This window comes from Micromonospora sp. NPDC051543, assembly GCF_044454415.1.
In the GTDB taxonomy this organism is placed as follows: Bacteria; Actinomycetota; Actinomycetes; order Mycobacteriales; family Micromonosporaceae; genus Micromonospora.
This window is the reverse complement of record NZ_JBITDT010000001.1, coordinates 65,831-83,043: the sequence shown is the minus strand read 5'-3', so window position 1 is coordinate 83,043 and position 17,213 is coordinate 65,831. Positions and strand designations below refer to the sequence as shown.

Here is a 17,213-nt window from a genome sequence, read left to right as displayed (position 1 = left end):
CGATGTCCCCTGCCGTCGTCGCGCTGGTGCCCGCCCGGGACGGTGGCGGCGACTCTCATCCGCCATCCCGCCCACGCGGACCATGCCAGTCGAGGCAGACGACGACAGCGTCGTCGCGCAAATCGGAATCCGCGTGGTATGCGTGTAGTTCGCGCATCACCGTACCAACCGCCTCGGTCGCCGGCTGCAACCGAGTGGCGCGCAGCGAACGAGCCATCATCCGCTGCCCGTACGGCTCCCGCCCCGCCGGCTCGGCAGCCCACACCCCGTCGCTGACCACGAAGACCCGGTCACCCGGCGCGAGCTGGAACTCCTGCACCTCGTAGCGGGTCTCGGCGAACATGCCCAGCGGCAACTGCTGATCCAGCGTCATCGGCTCGACGGTCGCGCCGCGCATCCGCAGCAGGTGCGGCGAACCGGCGTCGACCGCCCGTACCCGCCCGGTGGCGATGTCCAGCTCCAGCAGCAACGTGGCCACGTGTCGACGGCCCCGGTGCTGGTAGTAGACCGTGTCCGAGGCCAGCTCCGCCTGCTCCACGAGGCCGCCGTCGGAGCGGCGGGCGTTGCGCATGGCGTTGACGGTGACCGCCGTCAGCAGCGACGCGGCCAGGCCGTTGCCCTCGCCGTTGAGCACCGTCAACGTGAGCCGTTCCCCGTCCAACGACCAGTCGAAGTGGTCTCCCCCGACGGTGTACGCCGGTTCCAACTGCCCGGCCAGGTGGAAGCAGCGGTGTGCCACGCTGCGCCCGGGTAGCAGGTCCCACTGCATCTCGGCGGCCATGCTGAGCCGCTCCCGGCGACGGGCCCGGCGGTACCGGTCGGTCTCCCGGTCCGCGGCCCGCATCGCCACCGCCAGGTCACCGGCGATGTCGGTGGCACGGCCGGTGACCGCCGGGCCGGGCACGGTCGGCAGCTCGATGAGCAGCACGCCGAGGCGCTCCCCCCACACCGTCAGGGGCAGGTAGAGCCGGCAGGCGCCGTCCTCGAGACCGTCGCGCACCGGCTGCTGGCTGGAGAAGCAGCGCTGCGCCACGGTGTGCCGGGCCAGGGCTCCGGCCGCCGGCAGGTCCGGGTCCAGCACGGGCCAGAGCCCGCTGATCCGGTAGTCCGCGACGAACACGTCGGTGCGCACCGCACCCAACGCCGCCCGGATCGCCCGGTCCGCCGCCTCCGCCAACTGGTCGGGCGCGGCTTCGCGCAGCGCGCGCGACACCCCGTCCGGCGCGTCCACCATGCTTGGTTGTCCCTCCAAAAACTTGCTACAGGGCAAGCATCATACGGAGAGCCCCGGACAACCCGTCGTCGCGGGTCAGTTGGTGCCGCGCGTCGCCAGGACGCCGTAGAAGGCGTCCGGCACGTCGACCGGCACACCGGGGGGCCGCCAGCGGCTGACCGGGACGATTCCGTCCGGCGTCGGCGTCCACCGGCCCAGCAGCGGCGCGAACGCCGTCGGAGGTCGCATCCGGAACGCCGGCCCCATCATCGCCAACGCCTGCGGGTGGGCGGCCAGCTCCTCGGTGTCGAAGTCCACGGCCAGCAGGCTGCCCGGCGCCGCCGCCGCGTACAGCTCGTCGAGCGTGCGCGTCAGCGTGTCGTCGTCGAGGAACGCGGCGAGCCCGAGGAAGACCACCCCCACCGGCCGTCGCCCCCACCCGGGTACGAAGCGGTGCAGCTGGGCCGGGTCGATGGTACCGATGTCGGTGGCGTCGCCATAGCCGTAGCCCGCCCGGTCGCTGCCGGCGAGGATCCGCTGGCCCAGCCGGATGGTCACCGGGTCGACGTCGGTGTAGAGCACGGTGGCCTCGGGGGCGACCTCGTGCACGTTGCCCATCGTGGGCACCCCCGCCCCGAAGACCAGGAACCCGTCCACGCCCTGCTCGACGATCGCCCGGACCGCCCGGCCGAGAAACGCCCGCAGCTCCGCGAAGACCGGCGCGCACGGCCCGTACGCCTGCTCGAAGGCGGTCGCGGCGGCCACGTCGACGCCGAAGTGGTGCTCCCCACCGAGCCAGTGGTCGATCATGCGAGCGGTGCTCGGCTCGTCCGGTTCACCCATCGACGACGCTCCTCCCCTCGGGTCGTCGCCAGCGTACCGACCGGTGCCCGAGCGGCGGTATCGCTCCGCCGCGCCGCCACGCCCGCGATACTGGCCCGGCGGGGGTGAGGCGGTGAACGCGGCGGACAGCGCGGCGGTGGTGGTCGGCGTGGACGGCTCACAGCCATCCCTGCGCGCCGTGCGCCTGGCCGCCGCCGAGGCGGTCCGCCGGCACTGGCCGCTGCGGGTGGTGCACGGTTTCATCTGGCCGCTGCTACGAGTGCCGGTGGCGCCTCCGCCCGACGCGCCGCCGGGCGCCGGCCTGCGCGAGCGGGCACAGGAGCTGGTCGCCGCAGCCGTGGCCGAGGCCGAGGCGACCACACCCGGGCTGACGGTCTCCGGGGAGATCATCGACGGGGAGGCCGCGGCGGTGCTGGTGGGCGAGTCCCCGACCGCCGCGCTCATCGTGCTCGGCGACCGGGGACTGGGCGGCTTCTCCGCGCTCGTCGTCGGCTCGGTGGCGGTGCAGGTCAGCGCGTACGCCGACTGCCCGGTGCTGGTCGCCCGCGGCGAGCAACGCCCCGACGGTCCGGTGGTGGTGGGGCTGGACGGCTCACCGGCGTCGCTGCTCGCCGCCGACGTCGCCGCCGAGGCCGCGGTGGCGCGGGGCGTGCCGCTGCGCGCGGTGCACGCCTACCGGCATCCCGGCAGCAGCGGTCCCGGCGACCTGCAACCCCTGGTGTACGACGAGGCACGGTTGCACGGCGAGCAGGAGCGGCTGCTCGGCGGCTGGCTGGACGGGCTGACGGACCGTCATCCGGGGTTGCGCCTGACGTGCCGGGCGATCCGGGGACGCGCCAGCGCCGTGCTCGCCGAGGCGTCCGGTGACGCGCAACTGCTGGTCGTCGGGGGGCAGGGGCGCGGCGAGGTGACCGGGTTGCTGCTGGGGTCGGTGAGCCAGTCGGCGCTGCACCACGCGCGCTGCCCGGTCGAGGTGGTGCGCGGCCCTCACTGAACGCCCCGGGGTTGGTCCGCCGCCCAACGGGTAGACGGCCGCCGTACGCCAACGGCGACGAAGGAGGCAGCAGATGCCAGGACCACGGCCGGGCAGCAACGCGTACGACAAGCAGCGGGCGCGCCTGCGCAACGCGATCGACGACTCCGGACGTCGGGTACCGGACGGCAAGGCCAACCAGGTCGCCAACCGGATCCTGCAGGAGGATCGCGGCCAACGGGGCGTCGTGCGTGGTGAGCGCACGTACGGTCCCAAGAGCGAACGCGAACCGGGCGACCCGAAGTGAGGGGCGTCGACCTGGCCGACGGCGCGATCGCCGGCGCGGTCGGCAGCACCGCGCTGAACGTGGTCGGCTACCTCGACATCGCGCTGCGAGCGCGGCCGGCGAGCAGCACGCCGGAGCAGACCGTCGACAAGCTGGCCCATCTCGCGCACGTGGACCTGGGACCGGAGCCCCGGGCGGCCACCCGCCGCTCGGGGCTCGGGCCCCTGATCGGTTACGGGCTGGGCATCGCCGCCGGCATGGCGTTCGCGCTCTACGCCGGGGGCCGCCGGCAGCCGTTGCCGATGGCCACCGGTGTGCTCGGCGCCGGCGTCATGGCGATGACCGACGGGTCCATCACGGTGCTGGGCATCAGCGATCCCCGTACCTGGCGGCGCTCGGACTGGATCTCGGACATCATTCCGCACGTGGCGTACGGGCTGACGGCCGCCGCCACCTGGAACAGGTTGCGACGGCCGTCAGGTAACGGTCGTTAGGAGCGGGTGTCGCTGTCGTCCTCGGCGACCGGCTCACCCGCCGGGCCGTACGGCGACACCTGTCCCTTGGGGACCGGCCGGCCGGCGTCGCCGCGCGACGAGCCACGGTTGAGCGGATGACCCGACGGTCCGGGCCCCTTGCTGTCCTGGCTGGTCGCTCCCTTGGCGTTACGCCGGAACTCCTCCTGCTGCGGATTCACCACGAGCGTCTCCCTCCCGGTACGGCGGGCGGCATCGACCGCCTCCACCGGCCGCATACCCGTCGGATCCGGCCACATTCCGGTCCTGGCGGGCGTCGGGAGGGCTAGCCGGGCGTGCGGTGGGTACCCCGTGGTGTGGGCGACGATCGAGCGGTGGTGCGGGTCCTGCTGGACCGGCGGGGCGACACGTACGCCGAGGAGGCTGGCATCCGGCTCGCCGACCGCCCCGGTCCGCTGTACCAGCTGCTCGTGCTGGCCACCCTGCTGAGCACCCGCATCCGGGCGTGCGTCGCGGTGGACGCCGCGCGGGAGCTGTTCGCGGCCGGCTACCGCACACCGCAGGCGATGGAGGCGGCGAGCTGGCAGCAGCGGGTCGACGCGCTGGGGCGTGGTCACTACCGCCGCTACGACGAACGCACCGCCACCATGCTGGGCACCGGCGCCCGACTGTGTCTGGACCGGTGGCACGGCGACCTGCGTCGACTGCACCGCGACGCCCAGGGCGACCCGGCGGGGCTGCGTCGCCGGCTCACCGAGTTCCCCGGCATCGGGCCCACCGGCGCGGACATCTACCTGCGCGAGGCGCAGACGGTCTGGTCCGACGTGCGCCCGTACGCCGACCGTCGGGCCCTCGCCGGCGCGAAGCGGTTGGGCCTGCCCGGCTCACCGGACCGGCTGGCCTCCCTGGTCGACGAGCCGGAGTTCGGTCGGCTCGCCTCGGCGCTGGTACGGGTGGCGCTCGGCGAGGAGTCCGCCGGTGAGGTCGCCCGCGTCGCCGCCGGCTGAGTCGCTCACTTGACGGTCTTGTCCCCCGGCCGGGTCAGGTGCCACACCAGCAGCGCGGCGAGCAGCGCCAGGACGATGACGCCGCCGGAGATGCCACGGCCCTCCTCGGGGCTGCGGCCGGTGCTGCCGAAATAGATCACCGCGAGGCCGGCGAGGACGGTGACGAACGTACGTAACCCTCGGTCCTTCACGTACCGCACCGTAGGCGCACCCCGACCGCCCGGTGTCGTTTAGCGCGGTTTGTCCCTCTTTTGGGTGCCAACTCATCGCTCGGTGACGAAGCCACGCAGCCGTACCCGCCGCACCGCCCGGTCGGCGACCTCCACCACTTCGATCGTCAACCCGGGCAACCGCACGGTCTCCCCGGGAGACCCCGGCAGGTGCCGCAACCGGGACAGCACCAACCCCGCGATCGTCGTGTACTCCCGGGACAGCGGGAAGCTCAGCCGCACCCCCACGTCGGGCAGATCGTGCAGGGGAAAGTCACCGGGCACCAGCAGCGACCCGTCCGACTCCCGGACCACACCATGCACGTCGCGGTCGGTCTCGTCGTACAGCTCGCCGACGACCTCCGCCAGCAGGTCCTCCAGCGTGACGATGCCGTCGATGCCGCCGCGCTCGTCCACGACGAGGGCCATCTGCTGGTGTTCCTGGCGCAGGCAGCGCAGCGCGTCGGCGACCGGCAGGGTGACCGGCAGCAGCAGTGGCGGCCGGGCCCGCTCCCCCACCGTGCCGGCCTCGGCCCGGACCAGGTCGCGGATGTGCACGACGCCGACCACCTCGTCGAGGCCGCCCGGGCCGGTGACCGGAGCACGGGACCGGCCGGCGACGCCGAGCAGACGAACCCCCTCGTGGGCCGGCAGGTCGTCCGGCAACGTGGTCACCTCCCGCCGGGCCACCAGGATCTCCCGCAGCGTCCGACCGGCGATGTCGAACGCGCCGGTCAGGATCTCCCGCTGCTGCGCCGACAGTCCCCGCTGGGTGGCCAGCATCTCCCGCAGCTCCTCCTCGGTGGTCTCCTCACGGCTGGCCCGTGGGTTCCCGCCGGCCAGCCGGACCACCACGTCGGTCGTCGAGCTGAGCAGCCACACCGCCGGGCGAGACACCCGGGCGAGCAGGTCCAGTGGGCCGGCGCTGAGCAGCGCCCACCGTTCGGCGCGCTGCATGGCGAGGCGCTTCGGCGCCAACTCGCCCACCACCAGCGTGACGAAGGTGAGGGCCACCGTCACGAGCAGCACCGCGGCCGGACGGGCCGCCGCGCCCAGGAAACCCAACGGGCTGACCAGCGGCTGGGCGAGGGACACGGCAGCCGCCGCCGAGGCGAGGAACCCGGCCAGGGTGATGCCGAGCTGAATGGTGGCCAGATAGCGGTTCGGGTCCCGGGACAGCCGTACCAGCCGCTCGCCGGCCCGGCTGCGCCGACCCAACCGTCGCAACTGCCCCTCGCGCAGCGTCACCAGCGCCATCTCGCTGCCGGACAGCGCGGCGTTGACCAGCACCAGGACGGCGACCAGCGCCAACTGCCCCAGCTGACCGCCCACCACGCACCCCCATCGACCGCCTTCCGTCACTCAACCGCAGCGCGGCCGGCCACGGGCCCGGTTTGCGGCTGTCGGCGCTCAGTCGACCTCCAGGTCGTCCAGCGAGATGGAGTGCGTCATCAACCACCGGGCCAGCGCCGTCATGCCGAACAGCCACAGCGGCACCGACTCGGTGGGCCCGTTCGTCGCGTAGATGGCGAACCGCAGGTCCGGGGCGCGGTACGCCTCGATCCGCCACTGGTGCTGCCGGTCCCGCCAGACCGCCGAAGGGTCCATGGCGTCACCGTAGGTGACCGCCGACGGTTTGGGGGCCGGTTAGCCCGGCACCACCACGGCACCGAGCACAGGCCACGCCACCGGACGCAATCCCGTCAGCCCCTGGCCCGGGCCGCACATCGTCATCCATCCTCGCCGGGCACCTCGCCGGCCACCCGGCGCGTGCGCCTCCAACGTCACCCATTGTCATGATCCGCGCCGAACGTCGCTCGGCTACGCAGCGTCTGTCTCCAGCCGGCCCTCAACCCCCTCTGCGGCCCCTTTGCTCTGCTGAAGCGGAGGAAACACCAGCCTCAGGCTGGGAAAACTTGCTGAGCGCGTCTCACACCCAGGACCCACCAAGGTGACCCTACGTGCCTGTTTCCTCTGTTGAAGCAGAGCAAAGGCAGTGAAGAGGAGGTGCAGGTCGGCGGGCTGTGATCCACCGGCGACACGCAGGGTAACGACCGACTCCTGCCTTTGTGGCGTCACCAACAGTCGCGACACAGGTCATCAGGTGACGACGACCCGCGCGTCGTCGGGCAGCCGGCGGGTGGCGCCACGCCGGTCCAGCAGTTCCAGCAGCGGCACCGCCACCCGTCGGGTGGTGTCCAGCGCCTGCCGGGCCGCCGACAGGGTGAACGGCTGGGGCAGGCGGGCGAGGACGGTGACCGCCGCGTCGAGCGCGTCGGGCAGCAGCACCACGGTGTCGGCCAGCCGCAGCAGCGCGCCGGCGCGTACCGCCGCGCCGATCTCCCGGGGTCCCAGGCCCAGTTCGACGAGGAGGTCCGCCTCCGGGGCGCGGAACGGCCGGTCGGCGTACTCGGCGCGAACCCGCTGCACGGCCCGCGCCACCGGCTCGGGCAGGGTGTCGACGGCGGCCGTGCCGATCCGGCCACCGTGCACCCGCAGCGGCGGACGCACCAGCGCCTCGACCAGCGCCCGGTCGGGCAGGGCGAGACGCTGCCGCAGCGCGTCCACCGGCATGCCCGCCTCCAACGGGTGCTCCCGGGCGTAGCGGGTGACCTCCTCGGTCACCTGGTCGCCGAGCTGCCGCCAGTGCCCCGGGTCGGCCAGCCAGTCACCGGCCACCGGTGTGGCCTGCACCGGCACCCCCATGCGCCGCAGCGCACCGGCCCGGACCAGGCGACGGCGGCGCAGCTCGCCGGCCAGGTCGGGACGACCGTCCAGCTCGGCGAGGACCGCCGCGCGGGCGGCCGCCGCGCCCCGGCGGGACAGCGGCGGCGGCGCGACGTCGAGGACCCGTACGCCACCGGCAACGTGATGACGGCCGGGGTCACGCAGTAGCGCCCGGTCGCCGACCAGCAACGGCAGCGGGCGGGCCAACCGGAGGCGGACGGTGTCCACGCCGAGCGGCCGGACCCGCACCGGCACGGCCGCCGACCCGACGTGCAGGGTGAGGGTGGCCGGCAGGTCGGCGGCGGGGTCGCCGGTGAGCCGCACGTCGACGAGGTCGGTGCGGTGGAAACGTCCCGGGGTGAGCAGCGCGTCGCCACGGCCGAGCCGGTCGCGGGGCGTACCCCGCAGGTTGACCGCCACCCGGGCCACGGCCGACGCCTCCGGTCGGGCCTCGCCCAGGCAGTGCAGGCCACGGACCCGGACCGGCTCGTCGACGCCGGCCAGTTCCAGGGTGTCCCCGACCCGCAGCCGGCCGGCGCCCAGCGTTCCGGTGACGACGGTGCCGCTGCCCCGCACGGTGAAGCTGCGGTCCACCCAGAGACGCACCGGCGCGTCCGCGACGGGGTCGGGCAGCCGCGCGACGAGCCGGTCCAGCGCGGCCCGCAACTGCGGCAGCCCGGCGCCGGTCAATCCGCTGACCGCCACCGTCTCCACCGCGCCGAGGCTGCTCGCCGCGATCTCGGCCCGGGCGTGCTCCGTCGCCGGCCCCGGGTCGGCGAGGTCCGCGCGGGTCACCACCAGCAGGCCGTACCCGACGCCGAGCGCGTCGAGCGCGGCCAGGTGCTCCGCGGACTGCGGCATCCACCCCTCGTCGGCGGCGACCACGATCAGCGCGGCCGGCACCGGGCCGACCCCCGCGAGCATGTTCGGCACGAACCGCTCGTGCCCGGGTACGTCGACGAAGGCGATCGTGCCGCCGGACGGCAACGTCGTCCAGGCGAACCCCAGGTCGATGGTCATGCCCCGACGGCGTTCCTCGGCCCACCGGTCGGGTTCCATCCCGGTCAACGCCCGGACCAGGGTCGACTTGCCGTGGTCGACGTGCCCGGCGGTGGCGACGACGAACATGCTCAGTCGTCCCCGGGTACCCGCAGCACGGCGGCCAGGACCGTGTCGTCGGCGTCGACGGGCACGCTCCGCAGGTCGAGCAGGAGCCGGCCCCGCACCACCCGACCCAGCACCGGCTGGTCTCCGGTGCGCAGCGGCACGGCGTACCGCTCGGGCAGGCTCAGCGCCCACGATTCCAGCTCGACACCGGGAGCGCCGCCACCGCCGACGACGGCGACCGCCTCCACGACCTCCGCCTTGCGTCCGTCCGCGCCGAGCCGGTCGCGCAGCAGCTCCACCCGGCGGCGCAGGACGGCCGGATCGGCGTGCAACGCGGTCCGCGTCGGAGTGTCCGGCCGGTGCAGGGTGGCGGCCAACGCCGCCAGGGTGAGCTTGTCGACGCGCAGCGCGCGGGCCAGCGGGTGGCGGCGCAGTCGTTCGACGAGCGCCGCGTCGCCGAGCAGCAGGCCGGCCTGCGGGCCGCCGAGCAGTTTGTCGCCGCTCGCCGTGACCAGGGCCGCGCCGGCGCGCAGGGTGCTGGCCGCGTCCGGCTCGTCGGGCAGCAACGGATCCGGTGCGAGCAGCCCGGAGCCGATGTCGGCGACCACCGGCACGTCGAGGGTGGCCAGTTGGCGCACCGGCACGGCCGAGGTGAAGCCGGTGACCTGGAAGTTCGACGGGTGGACCTTCAGCACGAACCCGGTCTGCGGGCCGACGGCGGCGGCGTAGTCGTCGAGCGTCGTGCGGTTGGTGGTGCCCACCTCGCGCAGTCGCGCGCCGGTGCTCTCCAGCAGGTCCGGTAGGCGGAAGCCGTCGCCGATCTCGACGAGCTCGCCGCGGCTGACCACGATCTCCCGGCCGGCGGCCAACGCCTCGGCCGCCAGCACCAGCGCGGCGGCGCCGTTGTTGACCACGTGCACGGCGTCGGCGTCGGGCACGGCGGCGGCGAGCGCGTCGAGGGCGTCGCGGCCCCGGCGGGCCCGCCGCCCGGTGTGCAGGTCCAGCTCGACGTCGGTGTGCCCGGCGGCCGCGACGACCGCCGCGACGGCTGCCGGCGACAGCGCCGCCCGGCCCAGGTTGGTGTGCAGCACGACGCCGGTGGCGTTGAGCACCGCGCGGGGACCCGGCGCGGGCAACCCGGCGACGGAGGCGTCCCGCACCTCGTCGGGGGCGATCTCACCACGGCGGGCCCGCGTCTGCGCCTGCACGACGGCGGCCTTGACCCGCTCGCGCCCGAGGGTCGCGATGGCCGCCGCCAGCTGCGGGTCGGCGAGGAGGGTGTCGGTGCGGGGCACCCGACGTCGCGGGTCCTCGCTGCCGTCACGCATCACGTCACTCCTGCCGCCGTTGGCGGAGACGGACGGGAATCGAACCCGCCTGGCCCGGGTCCCGGACCACACCGGTTTTGAAGACCGGGAGGGGCACCAGCCGCCTGAACGCCTCCGTCGCACATTCGATCACAACGCTGGTGCGACCGCTCAGTCAGTCGCCGGATCCACCTCGGTCCGCCGGGCGTTCACCCGCTCGCGTTGCGGCACGACGGTGTAGCGGGGGTCGCGGGCGGACGCGACGCCGCCGTAGAAGATGCCGAACCGCGTGGCGACCGACGCGCCCAGCAGCGCGGCCCCGGACAACGCCCCGACGGCGCGACTGCGCCGGCCCAGCAGCGCCCCGGCCGCCCCGGCGATCGTCAGCAGCCGACCGGCGCGCAACAGCCGGCCCGGCCGACCCGACCGGTAGGGCTCGCTGAGCAGCCCGAGACGCGTCTCCACACGGTGCGCGCCGTACAACTCCAGGGCCGCGCCGGCCACCGCCATCCGGCGGGCCGGCCCGGCCTGCGACGGCGGCGCGGCGAGCAGACCCACGCCCGCGCCGCTGGCCAGCGCGCTGCCCGCGAAGATGACCGGCAGCTCGGGGTACGCCTCATGCCACGACGGCACCGCCGTGTCGGCGAGCAGGACCCCGGTGTACGTGGCCAGGGCGGGCGCGGTGACGGCGGCGACCAGCCCGGCGGCGTGCCCGGCCGGCGGCAGCGCCCGACCGACCAACCCGAGCGGGCCGCGCCGGGGCAGCCAGTCGGCGGTCTCGGCGATCGCCGCCACCCCGGCGGCCGGCCCGAACGCGCTGAGGATCCAGGTGCCCACCGACATGGGCGAGGTCAGCTTCGCCACCCGCAGCATGTGGTGGAACCGCTCCGGCCGGCCCAGGTCCCGGATGAGGAAGACCGCGCTGGCGCTGACGGCCCCCAGCGCGGTGACCCGGCCGGCGCGACGCAGCACCGGGCGGCGGGTGAGTTGACCACCGGCGGCCAGCAGCGACGAGCCGGCGGCCAGACCGCCGGTGAACAGGTACGCGGCGATGTCCCACTTCCACACCGGGGCCTTGAGGATGGGGCGGCCGTAGTAGGAGGTGAACTCGGCCTCGGGGACCCGCAGCTCCTCGCCGCCACCGCGACGACCACGCCGGGAACGCCGCGCCACGTTCTCCCGGGGTCGCGGCGTCCGATCCTCGTGGGTCTGCGGCGTCCGATCCTCGTCGGCGCGGGCCGGCACGGCCACATCGGTGCCGTCGTCCGCCTGCCTCTGGGACGGTAGGTCGAGGCTCGCGGCGGCCAGTCGGTCGCGGAACCGGCGGAACCGGTCGCCCACGGGTGGCGTCGCTTCGGTCACGGTCGCCTACCCAGGAACGCGCCCACCGTGACGGCGGCCATCGTCAGGGCGGCAAGACCGGCGCGCTTCCACATGGCCGGTAGGTCCCGGGTGGTCACCACCGGGTCCGGCGGCAACCCGTACACCTCCGGCTCGTCGAGCAGCAGGAAGAACGCCCCGTCACCACCCACACCATCGCCCGGATCATGCCCGTACAAGCGGGCCTCCGGCACGCCCCGACCGTGCAACGTCGCCACCCGCGCCGCCGCCCGCTCCCGCAACTCCTCAAGCGGCCCGTACTGAATCGACTCCGTCGGACACGCCTGCGCACACGCCGGCGTCATCCCCACACCCAACCGGTCATAACACAACGTGCACTTCCACGCCCGACCATCACCCCGACGCTGATCGATCACCCCATACGGACACGCCGAAATGCAGTACCCACACCCATTACAGATGTCCTCCTGCACCACCACCGACCCGAACTCCGTCCGGAACAACGACCCCGTCGGACAGACGTCCAAACAAGCCGCATGCGTGCAGTGCTTACACACATCCGACATCATCAACCACCGAAAATCACTCCGACTCTCCACACCGCTGTCCCGCCCCGGCGGCCGCGCACCCGGCATACCCAGGAACTGCGGCTGCGCGCCGGTGTCGGTCGGGCCGGTGTCGGTCGGGCCGGTGTCGGTCGGGCCGGTGTCGGTCGGCCCCGCCGGGCGGGGCTGCTCCACGAACGCCACATGCCGCCACGAGTTCGCCGTCAACGCACCCGTGTTGTCGTACGACATCCCCAACAGATCCAGACCACTTCCCGGAACGTCGTTCCACTCCTTGCACGCCACCTCACACGCCTTACACCCGATACACACACTCGTATCGGTGAAGAACCCCATCCGCTGCGGCGCGTCCACGTAACCCGCGTCCGACGCCGGATCGAGCGGTCCGTAGAGGCTGTTCGGGTCAGGAATCACCGCTGCCCTTCCCGTCCTGGTCGGTGGTGACGGCCGGCGCGTGCCCACCCGGGGTGATCCCGGCCCGCCGCTGGTAGTCGGCGACCAGGTCGAGCAGCGCGGCCCCGGTGGGCCGACGGCCGGGCCGTACGTCGCAGGTACCGATCTTGCTCTCCTGGATGAGGACGTTGGGGTCGAGGGTGATGCCGAACAGGTCGTTGGCCGAGTCGCCGGTGACCAGACCCTCGAACCCGAAGTGGTACGGCAGCCACACCTGATGGATGACCCGACCGTCCACCCGCAACGGAGTGAGCCGGTCGGTGACCAGCACCTTCGCCTCGATCACCGCCCGACCGCTGACCAGGTGCGCCCACCCGAGGTGCGCCAACCCGGTTTCGGCGGCCAACTCCGGCGACACCTCGACGAACATCTCCGGCTGCAACTCGGCGAGGGGCCGTACCGTCCGGCTCATCCCACCGGCGGTGTGGTGCTCGGTGAGCCGGCTGACCGTGAAGATGTACGGGAAGACCTGACTGTGCTCCTGCGGCGGGCTCGGGTTCACCGAGTTCACCGAGTGCGCGTACGACTTGCGGGTCGGGTTGGCCTGCTGGCGGTAGAGCGGGTTGCGCACCGGCGACTCGACCGGCTCGTAGTGGGTGGGCAGCGGGCCGTCCAGGACGCCGCTGGGCGCGTACAGCCAACCCTTGCCGTCGCCCTGCATGACGAACGGGTCGTCACCGGCGATCCCCTCCGGGCCGGACGCGCCGGCCGGCGGCCGGTACGACGGCGGCTTGGTCTTCTCGAAGTCCGGCACGTCGTGGCCGGTCCACTCGGATTTCTCCGGGTCCCACCAGATGTACCGCTTGCGTTCGCTCCACGGGTTGCCGTCCGGGTCGGCCGAGGCGCGGTTGTAGAGGATGCGCCGGTTCGCCGGCCACGCCCAGCCCCACTCGGCGGCCACCCAGTCCTGCTCATGCCGGGACTTGCGGCGGGCGGCCTGGTTGACGCCGTCGGCGTACACGCCCGTGTAGATCCAGCAGCCGACGGCCGTGGAGCCGTCGTCGCGGGCCTCGGCGAAACTGGACAGCGGCTGGCCGGTCGTCACGTCGTACCCGTTGATCTCGCGCAGCACCGACTCGGCGCTGGGCTCCGCGTGCGGACCGTGCGTGGGGTAGTCCCAGGTGAGGTCGAGCAGCGCCCGGTCGCGCGGCAACGACGAGCCGGCCAGCTTCTCCCGCAGCCTGCGGCCCAGGTGGTAGAAGAACCACAGCTCGGAGCGGGCGTCGCCCGGCGGCTCGACGGCCTTCTCCCGCCACTGCAACAGCCGCTGCGTCTGCGTGAAGGTGCCCTCCTTCTCCACATGCGACGCGGCGGGGAGGAAGAACACCTCGGTGCGGCACTCCTCGGGCACGATCTCGCCGGTGGCCACCTCGGGGCCGTTCTTCCAGAAGGTCGCGCTCTCGATCATGAACAGGTCCCGCACGACCAGCCAGTCGAGGTTCGCCATGCCGAGACGTTGGGCTCGGCCGTGCGCGGACCCGACGGCCGGGTTCTGGCCGAGCAGGAAGTACCCCTTGATCCTCCCGTCGATCATGTTGAGGACCTGCTGGTAGGTGCCGTGGTCGCCGGTCATCCGGGGCAGGTAGCCGTAGCCGAAGTCGTTCTCCGGCGTCGCGGCGTCCCCCCAGTACGCCTTGAGCAGGCTGGTCGCGAACGACCGGGCGTTGCCCCAGAAGCCCTTCTGCCCGGGGTGCCGGATGCTGTCCACCCACTCGTCGAAGGTGGGGTGGTCGGCGTGATGGGGCATGGGCAGGTAGCCGGGCAGCAGGTTGAACAGGGTCGGGATGTCGGTCGAGCCCTGGATGCTGGCGTGCCCGCGCAACGCCATGACCCCGCCCCCGGGCCGACCCATGTTGCCCAGGAGCAGCTGGATGATGGCCCCGGCGCGGATGTACTGCACGCCGACGCTGTGCTGCGTCCAGCCCACCGAGTAGATGAGCATGCCGGTGCGTTCCCGGCCGGAGTTCTCCGTCCACTCCCGCGCCAGTTCCAGGAACTTGTCCTGGGGAATGCCGCAGACCCGCTCGACCATCTCGGGGGTGTAGCGGGCGTAGTGCCGCTTGAGGATCTGGTAGACGCAGCGGGGGTGCTGCAACGTCTCGTCCCGCTGGGTCTGCCCGCCCACCTCCGCGCCGTGCGACTCGTGCTCCAACCCGGCGGCGGTGTCCCGCTCCTTCGCGGTGTGTCCGCTGCCCGAGGAGTCCTCGTGCCCCTCGTACTGCCAGCTGTCCTGCACGTAGCTGCCGGTCTCGGCATCGAAGCCGGAGAAGAACCCGTCGCCGTCCTCGGTGTCGCTGAACCGGTCGCTGACGATCGTCGCCGCGTTGGTGTAGGCGAGGACGTACTCACGGAAGTCCAGCTCGTTGTCGAGGATGTAACGGATCACCCCACCCAGCAGCGCGATGTCGGTCCCGGCCCGGATCGGCAGGTACGCGTCCGCCAGCGCGCTGGTCCGGGTGAACCGCGGGTCGACGTGGAACACCTTCGCTCCCCGCCGCTTGGCCTCCATCACCCACTGGAACCCGACCGGATGCGCCTCGGCCATGTTGGAGCCCTGGATGACGATGACGTCAGCGTTGGCGATGTCCTGCTGGAAGTCCGTCGCACCGCCACGACCGAAGCTGGCCCCCAGACCGGGGACGGTGGCGGAGTGTCAAATACGCGCCTGATTCTCGATCTGCAACGCCCCCATCGCGGTGAACAACTTCTTGATGAGGTAGTTCTCCTCGTTGTCCAGCGTCGCCCCACCCAGACTGGAGATCCCCAGCGTCCGGTTGAGCGGCCGGCCCTCGGCGTCGCGGTCCTCCCAGGTCTCCGCGCGCGCCGCGAGGATCCGATCGGCGATCATGTCGACGGCCGTGTCGAGGTCGAGGTCTTCCCACTGGGTGGAGTACGGCCGGCGGTAGCGGACCGTCATCTGCCGCAGCGGACTCGTCACCAGGCTCTTGCTCGCCGCGCCCTTGGGACACAGGCGGCCCCGCGAGATCGGACTGTCCGGATCACCCTCGATCTGCGTGACCTGGCCGTCGGCGACGAAGACCCGCTGACCGCACCCCACCGCGCAGTACGGACACACCGACCGCGCCACCGAATCGGCGGTCTCGGTACGCGCCGTCAGAGCGGCCGACCGCGCTGACTTCGCGGCGGCGCCCCGGCCCAACGGGTCCGTGCCGGTGAGCTGGCGATACACCGGCCAACCCTCGATGAACGTCCGCAGACCCATCCCCGACACCTCCCTCGCGTGCGCGCGACCCCCCGAACATAGGTCAGATGAGGAGTCTTCGCTAATCGGGGGAACAGCCCAGCCGGCCCAGGCGCCACGTCAGCGCCGGGATCATCACCGCCGCGGCTACGAGGTGCAGCACGACGAGCGCGCCAACGGTGGCCGGCGTCGCCCCGCACACGAAGGGCGGAACCAGCGAGATCGCGGTCAGCACCACCGCCGTCCACAGGAACCCCTCAGCCGGACGCGCGCTCCACCGGCCGAGGGCGACGGCGATGACGACACCCACCACCGAGAAGACACCGGTCATCACGGCGAACCCCGCCAACGGGATCGTCTCGCCGCCGTCGGGAACCTCGAACTCGACACCGGCGGCCCCGGCGAGCGCGGCGGCGAGGGTCGTGGTCACCATCGCCGCCGCGGTCGCGGCCAGCCCGACGCCCGCGAGGCCGAGGAGTCGGTGCGGGTGACGAGTCGGGGCCGAGACGGTCACCGCGCACCCCCCGCCGCGAGTCGCTCCGGCAGCCCCTGCCGCGGGAACTGGTCGGCGTGGAAGGTGACGATCTCGGTGATCGCTCCACCGGAGACACGCAGGACGTCGAGAGTCAACGGCAGGTACGCGCCCTCGGCCTCCCGCCAGTGGTAGAACGCGACGGCGGGCTGCCGGTTCACCGAGGTGGCGACGCCGCGCAGGCCCGTCATCCCCTCGAAACCGTCCGCGATCCAGTCGTTCACCACCGCGTCCCGACCCACCCGCAGACCCGGCGTCGGCGGCATCGAACAGCGCACGTCCGCGCGCAACATCGTGGTGAGCCGGCCGATGTCCGTGGCCACGCTCGCCTCGGTGAAGTGCCGCACCAGCTCGCGCGTCCCGGCGTCCTGCTCACCGCCGGTCCAGTCCTGCCGCTCGGCGGGCAGGTGCTCCCGCATGCCGGCCCGGGCCCGTTGCAGCGCGCTGTTCACCGAGTTCACCGAGTCCCCGAGCAGCTCAGCGACGTCCTTCGCGGGCCAGCCGAGCACGTCCCGCAGGATCAACACGGCCCGGGGACGCGGCGCGAGGTGCTGCACCGCCACCACGTACGCCAACTCGATCGTCTCCCGCGCGACAGCGACCGCCTCCGGCTCGTCCGCGTCGCCCGCCGGCAGCTCGTCGAGCAGCCGGTCCGGGTACGGCTGCAACCACCGCACCTCACCACCCCGGGCCGGCTCCGGGCGGCACCTGGCCAACAGGTCCAGGCAGGCGTTCGTGGCGATCCGGTACAACCAGGCCCGCACCGTCGACCGGCCCTCGAACGTCTCCCGCCGCCGCCAGGCCCGCAGGAACGTCTCCTGCACGGTGTCCTCGGCGTCCTCGAACGACCCGAGCATCCGGTAGCAGTGCACGTGCAACTCCCGCCGGTGCCGCTGCGCCAACCCCGCGAAGGTGCTCTCGTCGGCCCCGGCCAGAGCGCCCGCGCCCTCGCTCCGCGTGTCCGTACCCATCAC

Annotated in this window: 17 protein-coding genes and 1 tRNA gene; 4 read left to right on the top strand and 14 right to left on the bottom strand. The window is 73.2% G+C overall.

Annotated features, from left to right (window positions below; all coding sequences use genetic code 11):
• Positions 1 to 55: 55 nt before the first annotated feature.
• Both ACIA3K_RS00410 and ACIA3K_RS00405 read right to left on the bottom strand, forming a co-directional pair.
• Positions 56 to 1,234, bottom strand: a complete 1,179-nt coding sequence (locus tag ACIA3K_RS00410) for a PP2C family protein-serine/threonine phosphatase (protein WP_396798060.1) — start codon at positions 1,232 to 1,234, stop codon at positions 56 to 58.
• Positions 1,235 to 1,309: 75 nt separating this feature from the next.
• Positions 1,310 to 2,056, bottom strand: coding sequence for an SAM-dependent methyltransferase (locus ACIA3K_RS00405; protein WP_396798058.1), 747 nt, complete (start codon positions 2,054 to 2,056; stop codon positions 1,310 to 1,312).
• Positions 2,057 to 2,168: 112 nt separating this feature from the next.
• Here ACIA3K_RS00405 and ACIA3K_RS00400 point away from each other — a divergent pair, with 112 nt between their 5' ends.
• From ACIA3K_RS00400 to ACIA3K_RS00390, 3 genes are all read left to right on the top strand, one after another.
• A complete protein-coding gene (locus tag ACIA3K_RS00400) occupies positions 2,169 to 3,050 on the top strand; it encodes a universal stress protein (RefSeq protein WP_396798057.1) in 882 nt (293 codons plus the stop codon).
• A gap of 73 nt (positions 3,051 to 3,123) precedes the next feature.
• Positions 3,124 to 3,336, top strand: a complete 213-nt coding sequence (locus ACIA3K_RS00395; protein WP_088948250.1) for a phosphatidylethanolamine-binding protein — start codon at positions 3,124 to 3,126, stop codon at positions 3,334 to 3,336.
• Positions 3,333 to 3,809, top strand: a complete 477-nt coding sequence (locus ACIA3K_RS00390; protein ID WP_396798055.1) for a hypothetical protein — start codon at positions 3,333 to 3,335, stop codon at positions 3,807 to 3,809. Before ACIA3K_RS00395 ends, ACIA3K_RS00390 begins: the two co-directional genes overlap by 4 nt.
• Here the strand turns inward: ACIA3K_RS00390 and ACIA3K_RS00385 are convergent.
• Complete coding sequence (locus ACIA3K_RS00385) at positions 3,806 to 4,012, bottom strand: hypothetical protein (RefSeq protein ID WP_355051033.1); 207 nt, start codon at positions 4,010 to 4,012, stop codon at positions 3,806 to 3,808. The genes ACIA3K_RS00390 and ACIA3K_RS00385 overlap by 4 nt on opposite strands.
• A gap of 132 nt (positions 4,013 to 4,144) precedes the next feature.
• On the opposite strand from ACIA3K_RS00385, the gene ACIA3K_RS00380 reads away from it, so the two are divergent.
• Positions 4,145 to 4,795 (top strand): hypothetical protein, encoded by a 651-nt coding sequence (locus tag ACIA3K_RS00380; RefSeq protein WP_357118794.1) that lies wholly within the window; start codon positions 4,145 to 4,147, stop codon positions 4,793 to 4,795.
• Positions 4,796 to 4,800: 5 nt separating this feature from the next.
• On the opposite strand, the gene ACIA3K_RS00375 is transcribed toward ACIA3K_RS00380, so the two are convergent.
• From ACIA3K_RS00375 to ACIA3K_RS00325, 11 genes are all read right to left on the bottom strand, one after another.
• Positions 4,801 to 4,986, bottom strand: coding sequence for a hypothetical protein (locus ACIA3K_RS00375; RefSeq protein WP_355244916.1), 186 nt, complete (start codon positions 4,984 to 4,986; stop codon positions 4,801 to 4,803).
• 72 nt (positions 4,987 to 5,058) lie between these two features.
• The gene (locus ACIA3K_RS00370) at positions 5,059 to 6,336 is read right to left on the bottom strand and encodes a hemolysin family protein (protein WP_396798053.1); all 1,278 of its coding nucleotides are present in this window, start codon (positions 6,334 to 6,336) and stop codon (positions 5,059 to 5,061) included.
• 78 nt (positions 6,337 to 6,414) lie between these two features.
• Positions 6,415 to 6,612, bottom strand: coding sequence for a hypothetical protein (locus tag ACIA3K_RS00365; RefSeq protein WP_145781709.1), 198 nt, complete (start codon positions 6,610 to 6,612; stop codon positions 6,415 to 6,417).
• 492 nt (positions 6,613 to 7,104) lie between these two features.
• Positions 7,105 to 8,859: a selenocysteine-specific translation elongation factor gene (selB, locus tag ACIA3K_RS00360; RefSeq protein ID WP_396798052.1), complete on the bottom strand. Its 1,755-nt coding sequence runs from the start codon at positions 8,857 to 8,859 to the stop codon at positions 7,105 to 7,107.
• A 2-nt stretch (positions 8,860 to 8,861) separates the two neighbouring features.
• Positions 8,862 to 10,166 (bottom strand): L-seryl-tRNA(Sec) selenium transferase, encoded by a 1,305-nt coding sequence (gene selA / locus ACIA3K_RS00355; RefSeq protein ID WP_396798051.1) that lies wholly within the window; start codon positions 10,164 to 10,166, stop codon positions 8,862 to 8,864.
• A 20-nt stretch (positions 10,167 to 10,186) separates the two neighbouring features.
• Positions 10,187 to 10,282: transfer RNA gene (locus ACIA3K_RS00350), tRNA-Sec, on the bottom strand.
• A gap of 34 nt (positions 10,283 to 10,316) precedes the next feature.
• Positions 10,317 to 11,318, bottom strand: coding sequence for an NrfD/PsrC family molybdoenzyme membrane anchor subunit (gene nrfD, locus ACIA3K_RS00345; RefSeq protein WP_396798778.1), 1,002 nt, complete (start codon positions 11,316 to 11,318; stop codon positions 10,317 to 10,319).
• Positions 11,319 to 11,503: 185 nt separating this feature from the next.
• The gene (locus ACIA3K_RS00340) at positions 11,504 to 12,463 is read right to left on the bottom strand and encodes a 4Fe-4S dicluster domain-containing protein (protein WP_396798777.1); all 960 of its coding nucleotides are present in this window, start codon (positions 12,461 to 12,463) and stop codon (positions 11,504 to 11,506) included.
• The gene (fdh, locus tag ACIA3K_RS00335; protein ID WP_396798049.1) at positions 12,456 to 15,728 is read right to left on the bottom strand and encodes a formate dehydrogenase; all 3,273 of its coding nucleotides are present in this window, start codon (positions 15,726 to 15,728) and stop codon (positions 12,456 to 12,458) included. Before fdh ends, ACIA3K_RS00340 begins: the two co-directional genes overlap by 8 nt.
• Before the next feature lie 61 nt (positions 15,729 to 15,789).
• Positions 15,790 to 16,221 (bottom strand): DUF6069 family protein, encoded by a 432-nt coding sequence (locus tag ACIA3K_RS00330; protein ID WP_396798047.1) that lies wholly within the window; start codon positions 16,219 to 16,221, stop codon positions 15,790 to 15,792.
• A complete protein-coding gene (locus tag ACIA3K_RS00325; protein WP_396798046.1) occupies positions 16,218 to 17,210 on the bottom strand; it encodes an RNA polymerase subunit sigma-70 in 993 nt (330 codons plus the stop codon). The genes ACIA3K_RS00330 and ACIA3K_RS00325 overlap by 4 nt, the downstream gene beginning before the upstream one ends.
• Positions 17,211 to 17,213: the final 3 nt, after the last annotated feature.

What these genes read in the sequence shown, in the direction of transcription:
- ACIA3K_RS00395 (WP_088948250.1), top strand. Translation starts at nt 3,124, where the DNA reads ATGCCAGGACCACGGCCGGGCAGCAACGCGTACGACAAGCAGCGGGCG.
- ACIA3K_RS00405 (WP_396798058.1), bottom strand. Translation starts at nt 2,056, where the DNA reads ATGGGTGAACCGGACGAGCCGAGCACCGCTCGCATGATCGACCACTGG.
- selA (WP_396798051.1), bottom strand. Translation starts at nt 10,166, where the DNA reads ATGCGTGACGGCAGCGAGGACCCGCGACGTCGGGTGCCCCGCACCGAC.
- ACIA3K_RS00365 (WP_145781709.1), bottom strand. Translation starts at nt 6,612, where the DNA reads ATGGACCCTTCGGCGGTCTGGCGGGACCGGCAGCACCAGTGGCGGATC.
- selB (WP_396798052.1), bottom strand. Translation starts at nt 8,859, where the DNA reads ATGTTCGTCGTCGCCACCGCCGGGCACGTCGACCACGGCAAGTCGACC.
- ACIA3K_RS00410 (WP_396798060.1), bottom strand. Translation starts at nt 1,234, where the DNA reads ATGGTGGACGCGCCGGACGGGGTGTCGCGCGCGCTGCGCGAAGCCGCG.
- ACIA3K_RS00325 (WP_396798046.1), bottom strand. Translation starts at nt 17,210, where the DNA reads ATGGGTACGGACACGCGGAGCGAGGGCGCGGGCGCTCTGGCCGGGGCC.